18 protein-coding genes are annotated in these 19,944 nt (G+C 68.2%); 10 read left to right on the top strand and 8 right to left on the bottom strand.

All coding sequences use genetic code 11. The annotated features are described in order from the left end of the window. Positions 1-46 precede the first annotated feature (46 nt). Complete coding sequence (locus ACQ1RG_RS14555) at positions 47-871, bottom strand: N-acetylmuramoyl-L-alanine amidase (RefSeq protein WP_119296181.1); 825 nt, start codon at positions 869-871, stop codon at positions 47-49. A 97-nt stretch (positions 872-968) separates the two neighbouring features. On the opposite strand from ACQ1RG_RS14555, the gene ACQ1RG_RS14550 reads away from it, so the two are divergent. Further along, positions 969-3,080 (top strand): DNA gyrase/topoisomerase IV subunit B, encoded by a 2,112-nt coding sequence (locus tag ACQ1RG_RS14550; RefSeq protein WP_119296182.1) that lies wholly within the window; start codon positions 969-971, stop codon positions 3,078-3,080. A gap of 44 nt (positions 3,081-3,124) precedes the next feature. Here ACQ1RG_RS14550 and ACQ1RG_RS14545 read toward each other — a convergent pair whose 3' ends face one another. Beyond that, on the bottom strand, positions 3,125-4,018 hold the full coding sequence (locus ACQ1RG_RS14545) for a M56 family metallopeptidase (RefSeq protein WP_119296183.1): 894 nt from the start codon (positions 4,016-4,018) through the stop codon (positions 3,125-3,127). Between the two features lie 19 nt (positions 4,019-4,037). Then, a complete protein-coding gene (locus ACQ1RG_RS14540) occupies positions 4,038-4,400 on the bottom strand; it encodes a BlaI/MecI/CopY family transcriptional regulator (protein ID WP_119296328.1) in 363 nt (120 codons plus the stop codon). A gap of 252 nt (positions 4,401-4,652) precedes the next feature. Here ACQ1RG_RS14540 and ACQ1RG_RS14535 point away from each other — a divergent pair, with 252 nt between their 5' ends. Genes ACQ1RG_RS14535 through cydC form a run of 3 tightly spaced genes read left to right on the top strand, consistent with a single transcriptional unit; the run spans position 4,653 to position 10,749 of the window. After that, on the top strand, positions 4,653-6,224 hold the full coding sequence (locus tag ACQ1RG_RS14535) for a cytochrome ubiquinol oxidase subunit I (protein WP_009376982.1): 1,572 nt from the start codon (positions 4,653-4,655) through the stop codon (positions 6,222-6,224). A 14-nt stretch (positions 6,225-6,238) separates the two neighbouring features. Further along, the gene (gene cydB, locus ACQ1RG_RS14530; protein WP_009376984.1) at positions 6,239-7,261 is read left to right on the top strand and encodes a cytochrome d ubiquinol oxidase subunit II; all 1,023 of its coding nucleotides are present in this window, start codon (positions 6,239-6,241) and stop codon (positions 7,259-7,261) included. Then, positions 7,258-10,749, top strand: a complete 3,492-nt coding sequence (gene cydC, locus ACQ1RG_RS14525; protein ID WP_063250168.1) for a thiol reductant ABC exporter subunit CydC — start codon at positions 7,258-7,260, stop codon at positions 10,747-10,749. The genes cydB and cydC overlap by 4 nt, the downstream gene beginning before the upstream one ends. Here cydC and sepH read toward each other — a convergent pair. Beyond that, the gene (gene sepH / locus ACQ1RG_RS14520; protein WP_063250167.1) at positions 10,724-11,839 is read right to left on the bottom strand and encodes a septation protein SepH; all 1,116 of its coding nucleotides are present in this window, start codon (positions 11,837-11,839) and stop codon (positions 10,724-10,726) included. The genes cydC and sepH overlap by 26 nt on opposite strands. Before the next feature lie 168 nt (positions 11,840-12,007). Between sepH and ACQ1RG_RS14515 the strand changes: the two genes are divergently transcribed. Then, a complete protein-coding gene (locus ACQ1RG_RS14515) occupies positions 12,008-13,123 on the top strand; it encodes a ferrochelatase (protein WP_082834947.1) in 1,116 nt (371 codons plus the stop codon). A gap of 181 nt (positions 13,124-13,304) precedes the next feature. On the opposite strand, the gene ACQ1RG_RS14510 is transcribed toward ACQ1RG_RS14515, so the two are convergent. Then, positions 13,305-13,535 carry a hypothetical protein gene (locus ACQ1RG_RS14510; RefSeq protein ID WP_009376992.1) on the bottom strand — a complete coding sequence of 77 codons (231 nt, stop codon included), beginning with the start codon at positions 13,533-13,535 and terminating at the stop codon, positions 13,305-13,307. A 290-nt stretch (positions 13,536-13,825) separates the two neighbouring features. Here ACQ1RG_RS14510 and ACQ1RG_RS14505 point away from each other — a divergent pair, with 290 nt between their 5' ends. Beyond that, a complete protein-coding gene (locus ACQ1RG_RS14505) occupies positions 13,826-14,125 on the top strand; it encodes a DUF4193 domain-containing protein (protein ID WP_009376994.1) in 300 nt (99 codons plus the stop codon). Between the two features lie 168 nt (positions 14,126-14,293). On the opposite strand, the gene ACQ1RG_RS14500 is transcribed toward ACQ1RG_RS14505, so the two are convergent. Continuing rightward, positions 14,294-14,749: a DUF3093 domain-containing protein gene (locus ACQ1RG_RS14500; protein WP_040341470.1), complete on the bottom strand. Its 456-nt coding sequence runs from the start codon at positions 14,747-14,749 to the stop codon at positions 14,294-14,296. 65 nt (positions 14,750-14,814) lie between these two features. Here ACQ1RG_RS14500 and dut point away from each other — a divergent pair, with 65 nt between their 5' ends. Genes dut through ACQ1RG_RS14485 form a run of 3 tightly spaced genes read left to right on the top strand, consistent with a single transcriptional unit; the run spans position 14,815 to position 16,522 of the window. Continuing rightward, a complete protein-coding gene (gene dut, locus ACQ1RG_RS14495) occupies positions 14,815-15,288 on the top strand; it encodes a dUTP diphosphatase (protein ID WP_009376998.1) in 474 nt (157 codons plus the stop codon). A 6-nt stretch (positions 15,289-15,294) separates the two neighbouring features. Continuing rightward, entirely contained in the window at positions 15,295-16,149 is an 855-nt protein-coding gene (locus ACQ1RG_RS14490; RefSeq protein WP_063250166.1) for a DUF3710 domain-containing protein, read from the top strand. Positions 16,150-16,153: 4 nt separating this feature from the next. Continuing rightward, on the top strand, positions 16,154-16,522 hold the full coding sequence (locus ACQ1RG_RS14485) for an OB-fold nucleic acid binding domain-containing protein (protein ID WP_009377004.1): 369 nt from the start codon (positions 16,154-16,156) through the stop codon (positions 16,520-16,522). A gap of 35 nt (positions 16,523-16,557) precedes the next feature. Here the strand turns inward: ACQ1RG_RS14485 and ACQ1RG_RS14480 are convergent, their stop codons facing one another. Then, a complete protein-coding gene (locus ACQ1RG_RS14480; RefSeq protein WP_009377006.1) occupies positions 16,558-17,223 on the bottom strand; it encodes a potassium channel family protein in 666 nt (221 codons plus the stop codon). Further along, on the bottom strand, positions 17,220-17,894 hold the full coding sequence (locus ACQ1RG_RS14475) for a potassium channel family protein (protein WP_009377008.1): 675 nt from the start codon (positions 17,892-17,894) through the stop codon (positions 17,220-17,222). The genes ACQ1RG_RS14480 and ACQ1RG_RS14475 overlap by 4 nt, the downstream gene beginning before the upstream one ends. A 137-nt stretch (positions 17,895-18,031) precedes the next feature. Here ACQ1RG_RS14475 and ACQ1RG_RS14470 point away from each other — a divergent pair, with 137 nt between their 5' ends. After that, positions 18,032-19,942, top strand: coding sequence for an APC family permease (locus tag ACQ1RG_RS14470; protein WP_063250165.1), 1,911 nt, complete (start codon positions 18,032-18,034; stop codon positions 19,940-19,942). The last annotated feature ends 2 nt before the right edge of the window (positions 19,943-19,944 follow it).

Here is a 19,944-nt window from a genome sequence, read left to right as displayed (position 1 = left end):
TCTGCAGTCCCGGGTCTCCGTGCCGCACCTCAGCCGGCGCCGATCGTCAGAACCAGTCGTCGATCCCCGCAGCGATCGCCTCGGCGTAGCGCCGCTGTCCGTCCTCGGATTCCATCACCTTCGCCTCGTCGCGATTGCGCATCTCCCCGCATTCGACGATGATCGCAGGCACCGAGGCGTTGTTGAGTCCGGCGAGGTCGGGACGCGGACTGATCGCCTCCTTGCCGTAGGCCCGATTCGGGGTGAACGACTCGGCCATCGCCGCGCTCACGGACGTCGCGAGGGCGTTCGACTGCTCCTCGAGTTCGGGACTCGTCCCGGGATCGGCGACGATGACGTGGAATCCCTTCGTCCTGCTCGACTCACTGCCGTTGGCGTGGATGCTCACGAGCGCGTCGGCCCCATCGGCGAACGTGCCGCGTTCGTCGACGCACGGTCCGACGCCGTCATCGTCGTCGCGGCTCATGATCACTCTCGCGCCCTTGGATTCGAGGTTCTCGGAGAGCAGCTGGGCCACCGCCCACGTGAACGCGGATTCCGTGTATCCGTCGTCGGTGGCTGTGCCCGTCGTGTTGCATGCCTTCGTCCCACCGCGCCCGTCGGGGACCTGTCGGGCGATCTCGTCGGGGTGCGCGGCATTGCCGCCGTTGTGCCCGGGGTCGAGGGCGATGGTCCGCCCCGCCAATGCGTCGTTCGGTGGGGTCGCCGTCGCCGAGGTGGATGTGGCCAACGGCTCCGGAGCGACCGAGGTCGGGTCGGCGGTGGGGGAGGCTCCCTGTGCGCAACCGGTGAGCATCGCCGCCGTGACGAGGGTGCTCGCCCAGGCGAGCGTGCCGCGGGGCGGGTGCGAGGTGCGGCGCCGAGCTGTCATGAGCCCATTGTCCCAGCATTCCCCGCCGACACGGTGCCCCCGCAGCCGGGTGCCGCGGAGTCGGACGATTAGAATTCAATCGAACGAGAGGAAGAGTGTGGAAGAGGAAAGCTACGGCGCCCGCCATCTGTCCGTCCTGTCCGGCCTCGAGGCCGTGCGGAAGCGGCCGGGCATGTACATCGGAACGACCGACTCCCGAGGGCTCATGCACTGCCTGTGGGAGATCATCGACAACGCCGTCGACGAAGCCCTCGGCGGGTTCGGCTCGTCCATCCTCATCGAACTCGAACCCGACGGCTCCGTCGCCGTGACCGACCACGGTCGCGGCATCCCCGTCGACATCGAACCGAAGACCGGGCTGACCGGGGTCGAGGTCGTCATGACCAAGCTCCACGCCGGCGGCAAGTTCGGCGGCTCCTCCTACGCCGCGTCCGGCGGACTCCACGGCGTCGGCGCGTCCGTCGTCAACGCCCTGTCCTCGCGCCTCGACGTCGAGGTCACCCGCGGGTCGAAGGTCCACAAGATGTCCTTCCGCCGCGGCGTGCCCGGACGCTTCGACGACTCCGGCGGCACCCCGAGCCCGGACAGCCCGTTCGAGGAGTTCCACGAGGCGACCGGCCTCGAGATCGTCGGCAAGGCCAAGCGCGGGGTCACCGGCACGAAGGTCCACTACTGGGCCGACCCGCAGATCTTCCTCGGCAGCGCCCAGTTCGACTACCAGCACCTCGTCGAACGCGCCCGGCAGACGGCGTTCCTCGTCCCCGGACTCGAACTCACCATCGTCGACCGGCGCGGTGTCGCCCGCGACGAGACCGGTGAGGTCATCGCCGAACGGGTCGAGGACTTCCGGTTCGACGGCGGAATCACCGAGTTCGTCGACCACCTCTCGATCGACCCGCCGATCACCGACACCTGGCGGATGCAGTCGACGGGATCGTTCAAGGAGACCGTACCCGTCCTCGACTCCTCGGGGCACCTCGTGTCCAAGGAGGTCGAACGCGAGGTCGGCGTCGACGTCGCCCTGCGCTGGGGCACCGGCTACGACACGAAGATCAAGAGCTTCGTCAACGTCGTCTCCACCCCGCACGGCGGCACCCACCTCGCCGGCTTCGAACAGGCCACCCTCAAGGCGATGCGCAAAGCGGTCGAGGCCAATGCGCGCAAGCTCAAGCTCGGCAAGGACCGTCTCGAGAAGGACGACGTCCTCGCCGGGCTCACCGCCGTCGTCACGGTCCAACTCGCCGAACCCCAGTTCGAGGGGCAGACGAAGGAGGTCCTCGGCACCGCCGCGGTCCGCCAGATCGTCGCGAAGACCGTCGAGGCACAGCTCGGGGCCATCCTCACCTCGTCCAAGCGTGCGGAGAAGCAGCAGGCCGCCGTCCTCATGGAGAAGGTCGTCGCCGAGCTCAAATCCCGGATCTCCGCGCGCACCCATAAGGAGAACCAGCGCCGGAAGACCGCGCTCGAGGCGTCCTCGCTGCCCGCGAAGCTCTACGACTGCCGTGACAACGGAGTCGAGAGCACGGAGCTCTTCATCGTCGAGGGCGATTCGGCGATGGGCACGGCGAAAGCCGCCCGCAACTCCGACTACCAGGCGCTCTTCCCGATCCGCGGGAAGATCCTCAACGTCCAGAAGGCCTCGTTGGCCGATATGCTCGCCAACGTCGAATGCGCGGCCCTCATCCAGGTCATCGGCGCCGGCTCGGGCCGCAGCTTCGACCTCGAGTCGGCCCGCTACGGTCGCGTCATCATCATGACCGATGCCGATGTCGACGGCGCCCACATCAGGACGCTGCTGCTCACGCTCTTCTTCCGGTACATGAAGCCGCTCGTCGAGGAGGGTCGTGTCTTCGCGGCCGTCCCGCCTCTGCACCGGGTCGAGATCGTGACCAAGCGCGGAACGCCCAACGAGATCGTCTACACGTACTCCGAGGCCGAACTCCATGCGCTTCTCAAGAAGCTCGACAAGTCGAAGAAGACGTACAAGGAGCCGATCCAGCGCTACAAGGGCCTCGGCGAGATGGATGCCGACCAGCTCGCGGAGACGACGATGGATCCCGCCGACCGAACCCTGCGGAGGGTGACGATGGCCGACGCCGAGGCGGCCGAGCGGACCTTCGAACTCCTCATGGGCTCATCCGTGGGCCCCCGGAAGGAATTCATCGTCTCCGGCGCCGCGATCCTCGACGCCGAGCGCATCGACAGCTGAGACCGCCCCGAGCGTCCGAGCGTGCGCGTCTGCCCGCCGCCTGCTCAGAACAGGGCGGGCACGGGGACGAAGAGGAGCGCCGTGGGGATGAGCAGCAGCCCGGCGGCTGCCAGGCACGAGAACAGCCGGACCACGGCCCTGGCAGGATGGCGAGGCTGGGAGAGGCGCTGGATGCGCTCGGCGCTCAGCTCTTCCCGGTGCTCGGGGCTGATTCTGGCAGCCGCGGACACCGCGCGGGCGAGCACGGCCGGGTCGACACGGTCGCGGGCCTGATCGTCGGCCATGAACTCGATGAGCCGGTTGACCGAGTTCAGCCCGATCGCCGTCGCCGAGAAGAACGGCAGCGCCCGATGCCAGGCCGCGAAGGGAATGACAAGGATATCGTGACGAAAATCGAGATGGGCCTTCTCGTGCGCGATGACCGCCGAACGCTCGTCCTCGCTGAGAACCTCAAGAAGCCCTGTTGAGAGCACGGCTGTGCCCTTTCTCGGGCCCTGCGGCAGACAGTACGCCACCGCCTCGTCGGAACTGATGATGCGAGTGTCGGGATAGTTCTGGGATGGTTCGCTGAGCAGGTGTAATATCTCGGCATGACGCAGTCGAGTCCTCCGCGCTGAGTAGAACGTCAGCGCCAGGCAGCCGAGGAGGCGCCCGATCAGCACGAGTGCGATGATGAGGAAGATCCACGCGAAGATCGAGAGCTTCGCGTGGGATTCGCCGCGCACCAGGTCCCAGAGCCCGTCGGGGAGGCTCGTCGCCTCCGGGTCGACGGCGAAGGCGAGTGCGGCTCCGATGAGGGAGAGGCCTCCGGAGAGCCCGACGGCCTGCCAGAGGATGACTTCGGAGATCGGATCGCTGCGGAATCGTCGCAGCAGCGCAGGCACGGGCCATGCGAGGAGGAATGCGAGGATCGCCAGAAGGCATCCCACGAAGATCATGGTGGAACTCGGTCCGCCGTCAGGAACGCGACGAGTGGTTGCGTCCGAGCAGGTTCCGCAGGGTCTTCTCGTCGGCTTCGGTCACGGTGCCGAGGAAGCGGGCGAGGACGGCTTGCCGGTCCGGGGCCTGCGAGAGGACCTCGGTCATGAGTTCGGCGACGTGGTCCTCACGCGTCGACACCGCGATGTAGCGATGGGGGCGGACACTGCGGTCGCGGGTGACGAAGCCCTTCTTCTCCAAGCGTGTGAGCACGGTGTGGATCGTGGTCAGTGCGAGGTCACGATCGGCGAGGGCGTCGCGCAGCTCAGCCGCGCTCAGTCCGTCGTCGTGGACCCAGATGGCGTCCATGACGCTGCGTTCGAGTTCGCCCAGTGTGCCCACGATTCCCTTGTCCTTCGATATGGTCATTCGCCTTGTCCGCTCATTCTACCTCTACGCATTGTCGAATTCCATGTGAGGTCGACCTCCGTGTGGCGGGAGTTTCTCCTGGTGCCGCCGTGTCTGCGACGGCGACGGCGCAGATGTCAGGACGTGATGAGTCGCACTGTGAGACGTTGTCCAACCGACTTCTACCGGGCGTAGAATTCTACGTGTTGTAGAAAGATTCCCTCGACGACAGGATTGGAGAAGCCCATGGAACTGGATCCGGTGCTCATCGGCCGTTGGCAGTTCGGCATCACCACGGTCTACCACTTCTGGATGGTTCCGCTCACCCTCGGGCTCGGCATGCTCGTCGCGATCCTCCAGACCATCTACCACCGCACGGGCAACGAGGTCTACCTGCGGGCGACGAAGTTCTTCGGCAAGCTCTTCCTCATCAACTTCATCATGGGCGTGGCCACCGGTCTCGTCCAGGAATTCCAGTTCGGCATGGCCTGGAGCGAATACTCCCGCTTCGTCGGCGACGTCTTCGGTGCCCCGCTGGCGATGGAGGCTCTGCTCGCCTTCTTCCTCGAATCGACGTTCCTCGGCATGTGGATCTTCGGCTGGGGACGACTGCCGCGCTGGCTCCACCTGACCGCGCTGTGGTGCGCGGTCATCGGCTCGTGGATCTCAGCGTTCTTCATCATCGTCGCGAACTCGTGGATGCAGCACCCCGTCGGCGTCGAACTCGTCGACGGCAAGCCCGTGATGACCGATGTCTGGGCGGTGCTCGGCAACAACACCGCGATCGCGGCCTACACCCACACCCTCTTCGGCGCCCTCGCCGTCGGCGGCAGCTTCCTCGTCGGCATCTCGTGGTACCACCTCTACCGTCGGCGCAAGGACGGCATCGACTCCGTCGGAGCCGACGGCAAGGTCATCGTCGGCAGCGCTGCGGACGTTCCCGGACGCGACAAGATCGACTACAAGGTGTGGATCACCTCTCTGCGGATCGGAGCGATCACCGGCATCATCGCCTTCGCCGGCGTCTCGATCACCGGCGACATCCAGGCCAAGCTCATGTTCGAGCAGCAGCCGATGAAGATGGCCTCGGCCGAGGGCGCCTGCCACGACGGCACCGAGTTCTCTGTGCTCACGATCGGCGACCCCGCCTCGAACAAGTGCTCCGAGGTCCAGAACGTCCTCGAGATCCCGGGTCTGCTCTCGTTCCTCGCCAACGGCGACTTCGAGACTCCCGTCCACGGTGTCACGACGCTGCTGCCGGAGTACCAGGAGCGCTACGGCACGACGATCCCCGACGATCCGCGCTACGGCGAGCATGCGGGCGAGCCGATCAACTACCAGCCCATCATGATCGTCACGTACTGGGGCTTCCGCGCCATGATCGGCTTCGGCATCATCGCCGCCGGTGTCTGCGTCGTCGGACTGTGGCTCACCCGCAAGGGGACGGTGCCGACCTCGACCTGGCTGATGCGCGGGGCGCTGCTGGCGATCGCCGCGCCGTTCATCGCGAACTCGGCCGGGTGGATCTTCACCGAGATGGGCCGTCAGCCCTTCGTCGTCGCTCCGAACCCGGCGCAGCTCGACGGGGTGTACATGTTCACCCAGGCCGCGCTCTCGCCCCAGGTGACGCCGGCGATGCTGCTGTTCTCGCTGATCAGCCTCACCCTCGTCTACGGCGGACTGATGGTCGTCGAGCTCAAACTGCTCACGAAGTACATCAGGGGAGGGGTCGCCTCGGCGATGCCCGAACTCGCCGAGTCCAATCACAAACCGACCATCACCGGCAAAGACGACGACGTTCTGTCGTTCGCCTACTGAGGAGGAGAAGACCGATGGAGATTCTTGCGACGATCTGGTTCGTCCTCATCGCAGTCCTGTGGATCGGATACCTCTTCCTCGACGGGTTCGATCTCGGCGTCGGCATGCTCATGCCGATCTTCACCAAGGACGAGCGCGGCAAGCGCGTCCTGCTCAATTCGATCGGTCCCGTCTGGGACGGCAACGAGGTGTGGCTGATCACCGCCGGCGGGGCGATGTTCGCGGCGTTCCCGCATTGGTACGCCTCGCTCTTCAGCGCCCTCTACATCCCGCTCACGCTCTGCCTGCTCGGGCTGATCTTCCGTGCCGTGGCCATCGAGTACCGCGGCAAGGGCCACACCCAGCGGTGGCTGACGTTCTGGACCTGGGCGATGGCGATCGGCTCGACGGTCACCGCCTTCCTCATCGGCGCCCTCCTCGTGACCACGACGACAGGTCTGCCGCTCAATGAGAACGGCGACCTCGTCGGCGGAGCCTTCGCGTGGTTCGGCTGGCCTGCCGTCCTCGGCGGTCTCGCCGGGGTGACCTTCTGCTTCGTCCACGGCCTCCTCTTCCTCACGCTCAAGACCGAAGGCGAACTGCGGGCGAAGGCCCGGCGCTGGGCGACGAAGTCGATGCTCGTGTGCTCCGTGCCGATGCTCATCTGGTTCGTCCTCGCGATTCTCAACCGCACGTGGCTCGTCGTGCCCGTCGGCATCGCCGTCGTCGCGATCATCGCAGCATACGTTGCGATCCGCGCGGGGGCGGAGAAGAAGGCGTTCTTCCTCCATGGGCTCTTCCTCCTCGCGGGCATGGCCGCCGTCTTCACCGGCGTCTACCCGAACGTCCTGCCCTCGACGCTCGATCCGGCGTTCTCGCTGACCGTGGGCACTGCCTCGTCGTCGGACTACACCCTCGGCGTCATGCTCATCGTCACCGCGATCTTCCTGCCGATCGTCATCGGCTACCAGATCTACAGCTACCGGCACTTCCTCAACCGGATCGCCGAATCGCACATCCCCGACGCCCACCGGGTGCCGGCGGCGATCCGCTCGTGAGCTCACCGCTCGGGATCCTCCTGTCCCTGCCCGGGGGCAGGAGGTCCCTCGTCCTCGCTCTCACCTCGGCCGCCGTCCGCGCGGTCGGCATCGTCTTCATCGCCGAGGCGCTCGTGCGCACGATCCTCGACCTCGGGCCCGTCCCGCTCTGGGTCGTCCTCGGCGTGCTCGGGGCGGCCCTGCGCGGGGCGAGCCTGTGGGCCGACCACAGCCTGGGAACCGCGCAGTCCGCCGCTGCCAAGCGAGGGCTGCGCTCCCGGATCCTCGGGACTCTGCTGCGCCGCCCCGGCCAGCCGCGCGCGAAGGCCGCGGTCACCGTCACCCGCGGCATCGACGACCTCGACGACTACTTCACCACCGTCGTCCCCGCCCTCGCGCAGGCCGCGATCGTCCCGGCCGTCCTCCTCGTGCGGATCGTCTTCGCCGATGTGCTCTCGGCGATCATCATCGTCCTCTGCCTCCCGCTCGTGCCGTTCTTCATGATCCTCATCGGCCGCTACACCGAGGAGACGACGAAGCAGAGCATCCGCGCCCTCGAACGGCTCTCGGACCACCTCGCCGAGCTCGCCGAGGGACTGCCCGTCCTCATCGGCCTCGGCCGCTCCCGGGAGCACGCGCGCACCCTGCGACGTCTCAGCGACGACTACCATGCGGCGAGTCTGACGACTCTGCGCGTCGCCTTCCTCTCCAGCCTCGCCCTCGAACTCATCGCGACGATCTCCGTCGCCCTCGTCGCCGTCGTCATCGGCGTCCGACTCGTGTCCGGGTCGATGGAGCTCAGTGACGGACTCCTCGCCCTGCTGCTGGCCCCCGAGTGCTTCATGCCGCTGCGGGCCCTCGGGGCCGGCTTCCACGCCAGTGAGAACGGTCGGGACGCCTTCGAGCGTGCCCACACCCTGCTCGACGACCCCGACCGCACGAGGGAGGACGCCGTCCCCGGCGACCGCGCCGGCGCCTCGGCGACGGGAGGCGACCACCGGGCCGTCTACGCCGACGGCACGACGATCACCTGGGCGGACACGATGCCGACGGAACCCGGGATCACTGCCGTGCTCGGTCCCTCGGGGGCGGGGAAGACGACGGTGCTCTCAGCGCTCACGGGCAGCCTGCCCGAAGGTGCGGAGACGACGATCGCCTCCCAGCGGGCCGCCCTCGTCCCGCAGAGCCCGCGGACCTTCGGCGCGACCGTCGGCGAGGAGCTTGCAACCTTCGGGCTCTCAGACGACGACGCGACCGCTGCCCTGCGAGAGGCGGGGCTGCCTGTCGACGGCGACCAGGCGACGGCGGCGCTCAGTCCCGGTCAGCTGCGCCGGCTCGCCCTCGTCCGCCTCCGCGCCCGGATGCGGGAGGACGCCGATCTGCTCGTCCTCGACGAACCCACCGCCCACCTCGACGACGACAATGCGGAGATCATCATCGCCATGATCGCCGAGGCGGCCAAGCACACCCGGGTCGTCCTCGCCAGCCATGACCCGCGGGTCCTCGCCCTCGCCACGGACACGATCACCCCGGTCCTCGGCCGGGCGGAGACGGCACCGGCGACCGATGGGGACAGGGGGCGCACGGGAGTCCCGAGCGCCTCGGGGGCAGCGAAGACCGCCTCATCGCACACCGCCGGCCCGAACACCGGAACGACAGCGGATGTCGCGAGCCCGCCTCCCTCGGGTGCCGGCCCGGCGGGGCCTGCGACCGACACCGAGCGCACGGCACAGCGCAGCGCGCAGGCTCGGATCGACGCGTCGTCGCGGACCCACGGAGGACCCGGCACCCTCCGCGCCCGCTGGAGGACGCTGCGGGCGACCCTGCCGCTGTTCACCGGCACCATGGCCATCGCCCTGCTCACCGCGTGCGCGGCGAGCCTCGCGGCGATCTCGCTCACCGCCGTCTCCGCGTGGCTCATCGTCGAGGCCTCGTACGGTCCTCCGATCATGACGCTGCTCGTCGCGATCGTCGGCGTGCGCTTCTTCGGTCTGTGCCGCTCCGTCCTGCTCTACGTGAGCCGGCTCCACCTCCACTCGGCGGTCTTCGGTGCGCTCGGACGGCTGCGCTCGGTGCTGTGGACGCACTTCACACAGGCCGGGATGAGCGACCGGAAGATGCTCTCCTCGGACACGGCGCTGGCGACGATGGTCGCCGACGCCGACGAAGTCCGCGACCTCGTGCCCCGCACGCTCTTCCCGCCCGTCGTCACAGCCCTCGTCGTCACCGCCGTGATCATCGCCGCAGCGATCCTCGACCCGGCCTCCGTGCCCGTCATCGTCGTCCTCGGCATCATCAACGTCATCGTCGTCCCACTCGTCTTCGTCCGGGCCGAGGGCGTGCTCGCGAACCGCATCCACGTCGGTCGGGCCATGGTCCTCTCGCTCCTCACCCGTGCCCTCGGTGCGAAGGCCGACCTGCGCGCCAACGGCGCCGAGGACGCGGTGCTCGACCGACTCGCCGAGGCCGAGGACGACCTCGAGTCCGCGCAGAAGAGGTCGGCGCGCCACCTCGGCGCCGCTCAACTGTGGATCGAGGCCTCGACCGTGCTCGCGGCGATCGTCATCGCACTGACCTCGGGCGCTCCCACGGAGATCCTCGCCGTCGTCGTCCTCAGCACCTTCGGCCTCGCCGACGTCTTCGCCTCCGCCCTGGGGGCGTGGCGGCAGATGCCCGCTCTCGGCATCGCCCTCGACCGGCTCCCGCCCGTCACCGCCGCCGCTGAGTCCGAGCTCGCCGAGGCGGATCCGGCCGAGTCCGAGGAGACCGAGGCCCACCCCGCCGAGGCGGCCCGGACAGAGTCCGAGGCCTGGGAGCCGGATCGTGCGCCCCTGACCGAGCTCGAGCTCGCCGACGTCTCGGTGGGCTGGGACGGCGTGCCCGTGCTCGAGGACCTCGCTCTCACGGCAGATGCCACCGCGTGGACCGTCGTGTGCGGGGAGAGCGGCAGCGGGAAGACGACGACTGTGAGCGTTCTCCTGCGCTTCCTCGACCCCTGGTCGGGCACCTACTCGGCCGAAGAGGGGGACGGCGGGCGCATCGATGTCCTCGCCCTCGGTCCCGAGGAGCTCGCCGGGCGCATCGCGTGGTGTCCGCAGGAGGCGCACGTCTTCAGGTCGACGGTGCGCGGCAACCTCGCCCTGGCCTCGCGACGGGTCCCCGACGATGAGGCGATGTTCTCAGCCCTGCGTGCGGCAGGCCTCGGGCATTGGGCGACCCCGGCCGGTCTCGACCGGTGGGTCGGTGACCACGGTGGAGAGATCTCCGGCGGCGAGCGGCAGCGGCTGGCGATCGCCCGCACCCTGCTCACCGGGGCCGAGGTCATCGTCCTCGACGAACCGACGGCCCACCTCGACGAGGGAACCGCGCACCGCCTCATCGACGACCTGCGTACCAGCCTGAGCGATCACACGGTCATCATGGTCACCCATGATCACAGCCTGGTGGCCGCGGGCGACCGGGTGGAGCAGCTGGGGACGGAGGTCAGTCCCGCTTCGATCCGAACATGATCTCGTCCCAGCTGGGGATCGAGGCGCGGCTGCTCTTCTTCTTCGCCCGCGACTCGGACTCCTTGGACTCGGGCTCCTTGGGGGAGGGCACGCCGTCGCTGACACCGGGCTCGTTGAGCAGGGAGAGCTGATTGTCGTCGTCGAAGGTCCCGACCTCCTGGGTCGGCTCCTGCTCGTCCTCACCGGAGACGTGATCCGCCTCGGCGGGGGAGCGGGACTCGAACGCGAGGACCTCGTCATCGGTGGCATCGGCGGGACGGCCGGGGGCGGTGTGAGCGCCCTGCGGATGGGTCTCGGGATCCTCGGTCACCGCGCGCAGACGGCCCCGAGGCTCCTCGTCGTCGTCATGCCGGGTCCGGCGACGGCGGAGGTTCTCCAGGATCCGACCCGTCTCGGCCTGATGGTCGCTCAGTGTGGCCGGACGCTCCTGGGAGCGTGATGCCACCTCCGCCTCGGCGGGGGGAGTCTCGATCTCCTCGGTGGTGCGGCGGCGCTCCCCGTTCGAGCTGTAGCCGGGGATCGGTCCGGTGTCGGTGGGTCCGGAGTCGGCGAGCCACTTCGCCTCGTCGTCGAGGGCGGTGAGCGAACCCCGGTAGTAGTTCCATCCGGCGGTCCGCTTGCGGTCGGCGGCGGTGAAGCTGAGCTCGACGTACCAGTTGCCGTCCTGCTGCTTCCAGGCGTCCCAGTCCATCGTCTCGATGTCGACGTCGCGCATCGCCAGGCGGGTCTGGGCGAGCTCGACGAGGGGGGTCGGATCGCCGTTGGGATCGTGGTCGGAGTAGATGGGATGCCGGCTCGCGGTGTGCGCCATGTGCGCGCGTTCGGCGAGCGCCGGACGTTCGTACGTGCGGACCTGGTCGGGATCGGCGCCGGTGGCGGAGATGACCTCCTCGGCGCTCATGCCGCCGCGGATCATCGCCTGGATGTCGCGGGGGCGCACGGGCGCATCGGAGCGCACCACGGCCCTGTCCTTGCGCACAGCCGCATAGAGCGACTCGTCGAGTGCCAGTCTGTACTGCGCCCCGGAGTCATCGCCGAGGAGCAGATGTGTGCCGTCGGCGTCGACCCCGTGCAAGATCAGTTCACGCATTCGCCTTCGCTCCTTGTCATCGCTTCTCACCCTGCATCGTGTCACGTCCGAGCCCTCGAAGCCCGCAGATTTCCGCGCGAGTCGCGAAATCCGGCGCCCTCGTGAGTCGGATCCGCTCAGGGTGCGGACAGCGGGCGGCGGAGGACTGCAGCCTGTAAAATCGCAGTCGTGAATACGACAGCTCCCATCGACACCATCGTCCTCATGTCCTTCGGCGGACCGGAAGCTCCCGAGGAGGTGGTTCCCTTCCTCAAGAACGTCACCGCAGGCCGCGGCATCCCCGACGAGCGGCTCGAGGAGGTGGGGGAGCACTACTACGGATTCGGGGGGAAGTCCCCGATCAACGACCAGAACAAGGCGCTGCTCGCGGCGCTGCGGGACGAGATCGGGCGCCGTCACCTCGACCTTCCCATCGTGTGGGGCAACCGGAACTGGACGCCCTACCTCACCGACGTCGCCCGCGACGAGGCGAAGGCCGGTCGCAGCCGCTTCCTCGCGATCGACACCTCGGCGTACTCCTCCTACTCCTCGTGCCGCCAGTACCGCGAGGACTTCGCCGGCACCGTGGATACGCTGGCCGCGGAGGGCGTCGAGGTGAGCTTCGACAAGATCCGCCAGTTCTACAACCACCCCGGCTACGCCGAGGCCTGCGCCGAGCTCCTCGGGGAGGGGCTGACCGACTTCGCCGGACAGGTCGGGGAGCTCGACCCGCAGCGGCACCGCATCCTCTTCGTCACGCATTCGATCCCCGACGTCATGCAGGCCGCCTCGGAGGTCGAAACCGTCGGCTACCGGGCTGAGCACGAAGAGCTCATGGCGTGGCTGCTCGACGGGCTCGAGGCCGGTCAGCGCCTGCCCGCCGAACTCGTCTACTGCTCGCGGTCGGGACCGCCTTCGATGCCGTGGCTCGAGCCCGACGTCAACGACCGGATGACCGAACTCGCCGCGGAGGGCGTCACCGGCGTCGTCCTCGTGCCCATCGGGTTCATCTCCGACCACATGGAGGTCGCCTTCGACCTCGACACCGAGGCGAAGGCGACGGCCGCCGACCTCGGGCTCGCGTTCACCCGCGTCGCCACCGTCGGGACCCACCCGCGCTTCGTCTCCGGGCTCGTCGACCTCGTCGAGGAGCGGCTCGCACAGCTGCGCGGGGAGTCCGTCGAGACGCCCGCGCTGCCGGGCACGACGCCGCTGTCCCCCGGCAGCGGCGCGTGCAGCATCGCGTGCTGCCGCGGCCGCGCCGACAAGCCCACGCTGCCGAACTGGGCGCCTGCTGCCGGGTGAGATCTCTCTCATTCACGCCGGCCGTCGCTTTGCGAGGCGAGGAACGTCCGAAAAGTGACGGCGGGCTTGAGCGAGCGCGGGTTCGCGCTCGACAGAGCATGCGCACGGACAGCGCGTACGCAGGAAGGCGGGTGCCCTCGGGCACCCGCCTTCCGTCGTTCCACCGCCTCGGTGGTGGGACTCAGCTCTGCTCTTCAGGCTCCGGGATCACCGGCAGCGCACCGGTCTCGGCCTTGATGACCTCGACGATGGGCCCGGTGTCGACGTCGTTGCGGTCGGCGAGTTCGAGGAGGTTCTCGAGGTCGTCGATGAGGTTCTCGACGAGGTAGTCGTCTCCGGCTGATCGGGCATCCTGCAAGCGGTGACGAACATCGTCGATCCTGCTGTCCAGCTGCTCTGCGAATTCACTCATCGTGCATCCGTCCTTCCGGGAATAGTCGGTCGGGGATGAGCGGAGTCATCGCCGACGTGTGTTCGGTGCTCGTCGAAATCCGGCGCACGCGCACGGCATCGTCCTCTGCATTCTGACAGAGCTTTTCGAGAGTCGTATGTGTGAGCGTCATAAGGTGACGAGAATCACCGTGACAGGTTATCATCTGCTCTTGCCAATGGGTGCCATGCAGTGCACAATGCTGGGGACACGATAGGCGACAGGGGCTGAAACTCCATTTCAGCACACCCGACAGAGAGCGATGAGGCCATATGGCAACCGATTACGACGCACCTCGCAAGCACGACGACGAAATCAAGAGCGACTCGATCGAGCAGCTCAAGGCGCAGCGCTCGCAGGCCCAGGCGAGCAAGATCGACGAGGACGAGACGGCGGCCGCCGAAGGGTTCGAACTCCCGGGAGCCGACCTGTCGAACGAAGAGCTCTCCGTCCGCGTGCTTCCGAAGCAGAACGACGAATTCACGTGCATGGAGTGCTTCCTCGTCCGTCACCGCTCGCAGCTGGCCAGCGATGAGGGCGGAATCCTCATCTGCACGGACTGCGCAGGCTGAGCCTCACCTCGTCGACGTCGTCAACGCGCCCCCATTCGGGGCGCGTTTTCGTTTTCCCGGGACGCAGCCGAGCCGGGCGGGCTCAGCGGCAGTGCCGCCGGGCACAGCCGGGCCGTGCGGCTCTGCCGGGCCGGGCTCAGCCGTGCCGTGCGGCTCTGCCGGGCGGGCTCAGCCGTTGAGAGCGGCGGCGAGCTCGCGGGGTCGGCGCGTCGAGACGAGCCAGTACGGTGTGGGGTCGGCCGCGTCGTCGATGTCGACGCGCACCGCGGTCTTCACCCACGGGCGGGTGACGAGGAAGGCGCGCGCGTCGAGTCCGACGCCGCGGGCGGTGCCGGTCGCGGTCTCGTCGAGCGCCTCGGCGCGAGAGATGAAGATCCGTTCGATGTGGGCTTCACCGACGTAGAGCCTCTGGTCGGTGACGATGATCGTCACGGTCAGCGAACGCAGCCACAGGGCGAGGAGAGCGAAGGTGATCACGGGCAGGACGAAGGCGCCGAGCGCCCACACGGGGAGGACCATGAGCGCCGTCGAGCCCGCGCCGATCGCGGAGAGCACCCACATCGCAGGCGAGGGGCGCACCTTCTCCCGAAAGGCGACGTGCGGTTCGGTATGAGTCTGAGCCATGTCCCCCATTGTCCCACAGCGGACGTTTTTGAAGCGCTCAGCCTGGAGGACTAGAGTGCTTCCTTGTGACAGAAGGCTTGCAGATCGACATCACGCTCGTCGACGAGGGAATGGCCCCGCCGACCTACGCACACGCGTCCGACGCCGGCGCGGATCTGTGCTCGGCGATCGACTTCACCCTCGAACCCTTCGAGCGCAGAGTGGTGCCCACGGGCATCGCGATCGCGCTCCCCGCCGGCCACGCCGGTTTCGTCCATCCCCGCTCGGGACTCTCGAGCCGGCACGGGGTGACCGTGGTCAACGCACCCGGGACGATCGACTCCGGGTACCGCGGTGAGGTGAAGGTGCCGCTCATCAACCTCGACCCGAAGGTGCCGATGCGGATCTCCCGCGGAGACCGCATCGCCCAGCTCATCATCCAAGAGGTCCGGCAGGCCGACTTCCGCGTCGTCGACAGCCTCGACGACAGCGACCGCGGCGCCGGCGGATTCGGCTCCACCGGCGGAGTCGTCACCGGCCTCGGCAATACAGTGGAGTGAAGGATCATGGGACTGTTTTCACGTTTCTCCAAGAAGTCGTCACCGGAGACTGACGAGACCCCGGACACCGAGGTCGTCGACCGGGACGAGACCGACTCAGCCGTGGACTCCGAGACGGAGGTCGCCGAGGCGGATGCCTCCGACGAGTCCACCTCCGACGAATCCGCCTCCGACGACGTCGTCGAGACGGAGGCGGAGACCGAGGACCTCGACGAGGATGCGATGCTCGAGAAGTCCGCTCCCTTCGACCGCTCCGAGAAGGGTCCTTTCGACGCGGCCGAGGACTACCCCGAGCTCAACCGCCTCGACCTCGGGGCGCTCAAGGTCCCCGTCGTCGACGGCATGCAGATCCGACTCGACACCGACGACGAGACCGAGCGCGTGCTCGCCGTCACCCTCATCCACGACGGCGGCGGTGTGCAGCTCCAGGCATTCGCGACCCCGCGCTCCGAAGGCCTGTGGAACACCGTGCGCCGCCAGCTCGCGACGAGCGTCGAAGCGCAGGGCGGCGAGTGCACCGAACTCCACACCGGCCTCGGTCGTGAGCTCGCCGTCGAGGTTCCCGCGAAGTCCGAAGACGGGCGCCCGAGCAGGCGCGCGATGCGCTTCGCCGGCATCGACGGCCCCCGCTGGTTCATCCGCGCCGTGTTCTCCGGCAAGGCCGTCACCGACACCGAGGTGAGGGCCGAGCTCAGCGCCCTCGTCCGCGGCGTCGTCGTCGACCGCGGGCAGGAGGCGATGGCTCCCCGAGAGCTCATCGTGCTCACCGCCCCCGAGGTCGAGGCCGCCGAGGAGGAGACGGACGAGACCGAGGACATCAACCCGTTCGCCCGCGGACCCGAGATCACCGAGGTCCGCTGATCCCATGCGCGGACTCATCTCCCGCCTCAGCCACGGCTTCGGGTCTCGCGACGACGACGCGCGCGAGGACCTGCGGCTGGCCAGCCGGATCCCCGGCGTCTCGTGCATCGACACCGTCCCGTCCCGGTCGACGGTGCGCGTGGCCGGCGTCGTCAGCTCCCTGACCCGGTCGACGAACAGTGACAATCCGCGGCTGACGATCACCGTCTCCGACGGCACCGGCGAAGTCGAGGCACAGTTCCTCGGCCGCCGGGAGATCAGCGGCATCAGGCCCGGTGCGCTCATCGTCCTCGAAGGCCGCTTCTGCGACCGCGACGGTCTCCTGCGCGCCCACAACCCCGTCTACGAGCTCGTCGCCTCCCGCGACGACTGAGCACCCTCCGACGGGTGCTCAGCGCTCGCGTCCGCTCACTTCGCTGTGGCCTGGAGCAGGCTGAGCAGCGCCCCCTGCTGATCGGGGGAGGAGAGGAAGAAGAGTTCGTCTCCTGCCTCGATGACGTCGTCCGGGCTCGGCGCGAACGCCCGTGCGTTGCGGATGATCGCGACGAGGACCGTGTCGACGGGGAAGCTGATGTTCCCGATCCTGGAGGCGACGAGTTCCGAGGTCTCGTTGACGGTGAACTCCATGAGCCCCGCCTGCCCCCGTTCGAAGCTCATGAGATGGACGAGGCCGCCGACCTCGACGGCCTCCTCGACGAGCGCGGTCATCAGCCTCGGCGTCGACACGGCGACATCGACGCCCCAGTTGTCGTCGAAGAGCCATTCGTTCTTCGGGTTGTTCACCCGGGACACCGTCCTGGGCACCCCGAACTCCGTCTTCGCAAGCAGGGAGAGGACGAGGTTGGTCTTGTCGTCACCGGTCGCGGCGACGACGACGTCGGCCTCCTCGAGGTGGGCCTCGCCGAGACCGGAGAGCTCGCACGCATCGGAGAGCAGCCATTCGGCGCCGGGGATCTTCTCGTGCCCGAGCGCCTCCTTGCTCTGATCGATGAGGAGGACGGAGTGGTGCTTGTCGAGCAGCTCCCTGGCCACGGAGCGGCCGACGGATCCGGCGCCGGCGATGACGACTCTCATTCTTCTTCCTCCCTGGCGGTCACGGGCTTGTCGAGGATGCGCTCGATCTCGCTGAGGCGACCGACCGGACACATGAGGTGGACGAGGTCGCCGTCCTGGATGAGCAGTTCGTCGGTGGCGACGATGCCCTCGGAGAGTCGGGTGACGTAGGCGACCCGCGCGCCGGTGGCCTCCTCGATCTCCGCGATGGGTCTGGCCACCCACCCGGGGTCGAGGTGGACCTCGGCGAGGACGAGGTTGCCTGAGGGCTCCCGGAACTCGGTGATCGAGCCCTGCGGGACGAGTTTGCGCATCACCTGCTCCGCCGTCCAGCGCACCGTGGGAACCGTGGGGATGCCGAGGCGTTCGAAGACCTGCGCGCGGTCGGGGTCGTAGATCCGGGCGGCGACGTTCGGGACGCCGAAGGTCTCCCGGGCGACACGCGCGGCGAGGATGTTGGAATTGTCTCCGCTCGAGACGGCGGCGAAGGCGAACGCGTCGGCGGTGCGGGCCTGGGTGAGGGTCTCCCGGTCGAATCCGAGGCCGGTGATCGTCGCACCCTTGAAGTCGGGTCCGAGCTTGAGGAAGGCGTCGGGGTCACGATCGACGACGGCAACCGAGTGGCCATTCGCATCGAGTGCTTTGGCCAGCGTTGCCCCGACTCGGCCGCAGCCCATGATGACGAAGTGCATGGTATCCCTTCTCGGAACGTGCTCTACCATTGGTGCTCGTGGCCAGCAGTTTTTCTGATGCCGTCAAAAGACTACTCGTTGGACGGCCGTTCCGCAGTGAGGACAGGCGCGCACCCGCGCTCAAGAAGCGCATCGCTATGCCCGTCTTCGCCTCGGACATGCTCTCCTCGGTCGCATACGCCCCCGACGAGATCCTCCTCGCGCTCTCACTGACGACGCTCGTCTCGATCACCGTGGCCCCGTGGATCGGCGTCGCCGTCGGCGCCGTCATCCTCGTCATCGTCGCCTGCTACCGGCTCAACGTCCGCGCCTACCCGTCAGGCGGCGGCGACTACGAGGTCGCGTCGAAGAACCTCGGCCCCAAGGCCGGTCTCATCGTCGCCGCCGCCCTCCTCGTCGACTACGTGCTCACGCTCGCGGTGTCGATGACGGTCTTCGCCGCCTACATCACCACGGCCTTCCCTCTGCTCGCGCCCTACCGGGTGCCGGTGGCGATCGTCGGCATCGTCGTCATCTCCCTCCTCGGCCTCCGCGGATCACGGGCACGGCCCGTGCTGCTCGCGATCCCCACCTACCTCTTCCTCGGCGCCGTCTTCCTCACGATGATCGTCGGCCTGCTCATGGTCGCCCAAGGCGACGTCCCGCAGGCGGAGACGGCGGACTACACGATCGTCCACGACGAGCTGGCCGACCAGGCGAGCCTGGGACTCGCGACGGTCCTCATCGTGCTCCGCGCCTTCTCCTCGGGTTCGGTGGCGCTCGCCGGCGTCCAGACCGTGGCCACCGCGGTTCCCGCGTTCGCGAAGCCGCGCGGGAAGAACGCCGGCAACACCCTCGTCCTCTCCGGGTTCCTCGCCGCGATCATGCTCACGGGGCTGACCTACCTCGCCTCGGTGACCGGGGTGAAGTACGTCGACGATCCGCACCTCTATCTCGTCCGCGCCGACGGCAGTCCCGTCTCGGCCGAGTACGAACAGGAACCGGTCCTCGGTCAGCTCGCGCACACGATCTTCGCCGACACCCCGATCATGTTCTACATCGTCGTCCTCGTCGCCGCGCTCGTCCTCATCGTCGCCGCGAACACCGCCGTCGAGGGCTTCCCCGGACTGGCATCGCGGCTGGCCAGGGACGCCTTCCTGCCCCGCCAGCTCGCGAGCAAGGGCGACCGGCTCACCTTCTCCAACGGCATCCTCCTCCTCGCCGTCGCAGCGATCATCCTCGTGGTGGCGACGAACGCCTCGGCGACGACGCTCATCCAGCTCTACCTCGTCGGCGTGTTCGCGAGCTTCGTCGTCGGGCAGCTCGGCATGGTGCTCCACTGGAACAAGCGCCTGCGCCTGGTCATCGACCCGAAGGCGCGGATGCGGATGCGCATCAACCGGCTCATCAACGGGGTCGGCTGCGTCATCGCCGCCGGCGTGCTCATCGTCGTCATCGTCTCGAAGTTCCTCGCCGGCGCCTGGATCGCCGTGGCCGCGATGGCCGTGCTCTACCTCGTCATGGGCGCCATCCACCGCCACTACTCACGGGTGGCGAGCGAACTCGCCCCCGACGCCGAGGTCGACTCGCGCACGATCCCGTCGAACACGCACGCGATCGTCGTCGTCAACGACATCAACAAGCCCACCCTGCGGGCACTCGCCTACGCCCGGGTGGCCCGGTCGAGCCAGCTCGAGGCCGTCACCGTCGCCGTCGACGAGGAGGCCGCGGAGAGGCTGCAGCGACGGTGGAACGAGATGGAGCTGCCGGTGCCTCTGACGGTGCTCGCCTCGCCCTACCGTGAGCTCGTCCGCCCCCTGCTCGCCCATGTGCTCGCGATCCGCAGGCGCTCCCCGCGCGACCTCGTCATCGTCTACATCCCGCAGTACATCGTCGGCCGCTGGTGGGAGCACATCCTCCACAACCAGGTCGCCCTCAAACTGCGCACGAGACTCCTCCTCGTCCCCAATGTCGTCGTCGTCTCCGTCCCGTGGCGGCTGCGCTCCTATTCGCGTCAGCATCGCGGCGACGGTCCCGACGCCGAACTTCCCCTCTACGGACAGGCCTGAGA

The sequence above is a fragment of the Brevibacterium sp. K72 genome (genome assembly GCF_050562175.1).
In the GTDB taxonomy this organism is placed as follows: domain Bacteria; phylum Actinomycetota; class Actinomycetes; order Actinomycetales; family Brevibacteriaceae; genus Brevibacterium; species Brevibacterium casei.
The sequence above is the reverse complement of the archived record's forward strand: the minus strand, read 5'-3'. Positions and strand labels throughout refer to the sequence as shown.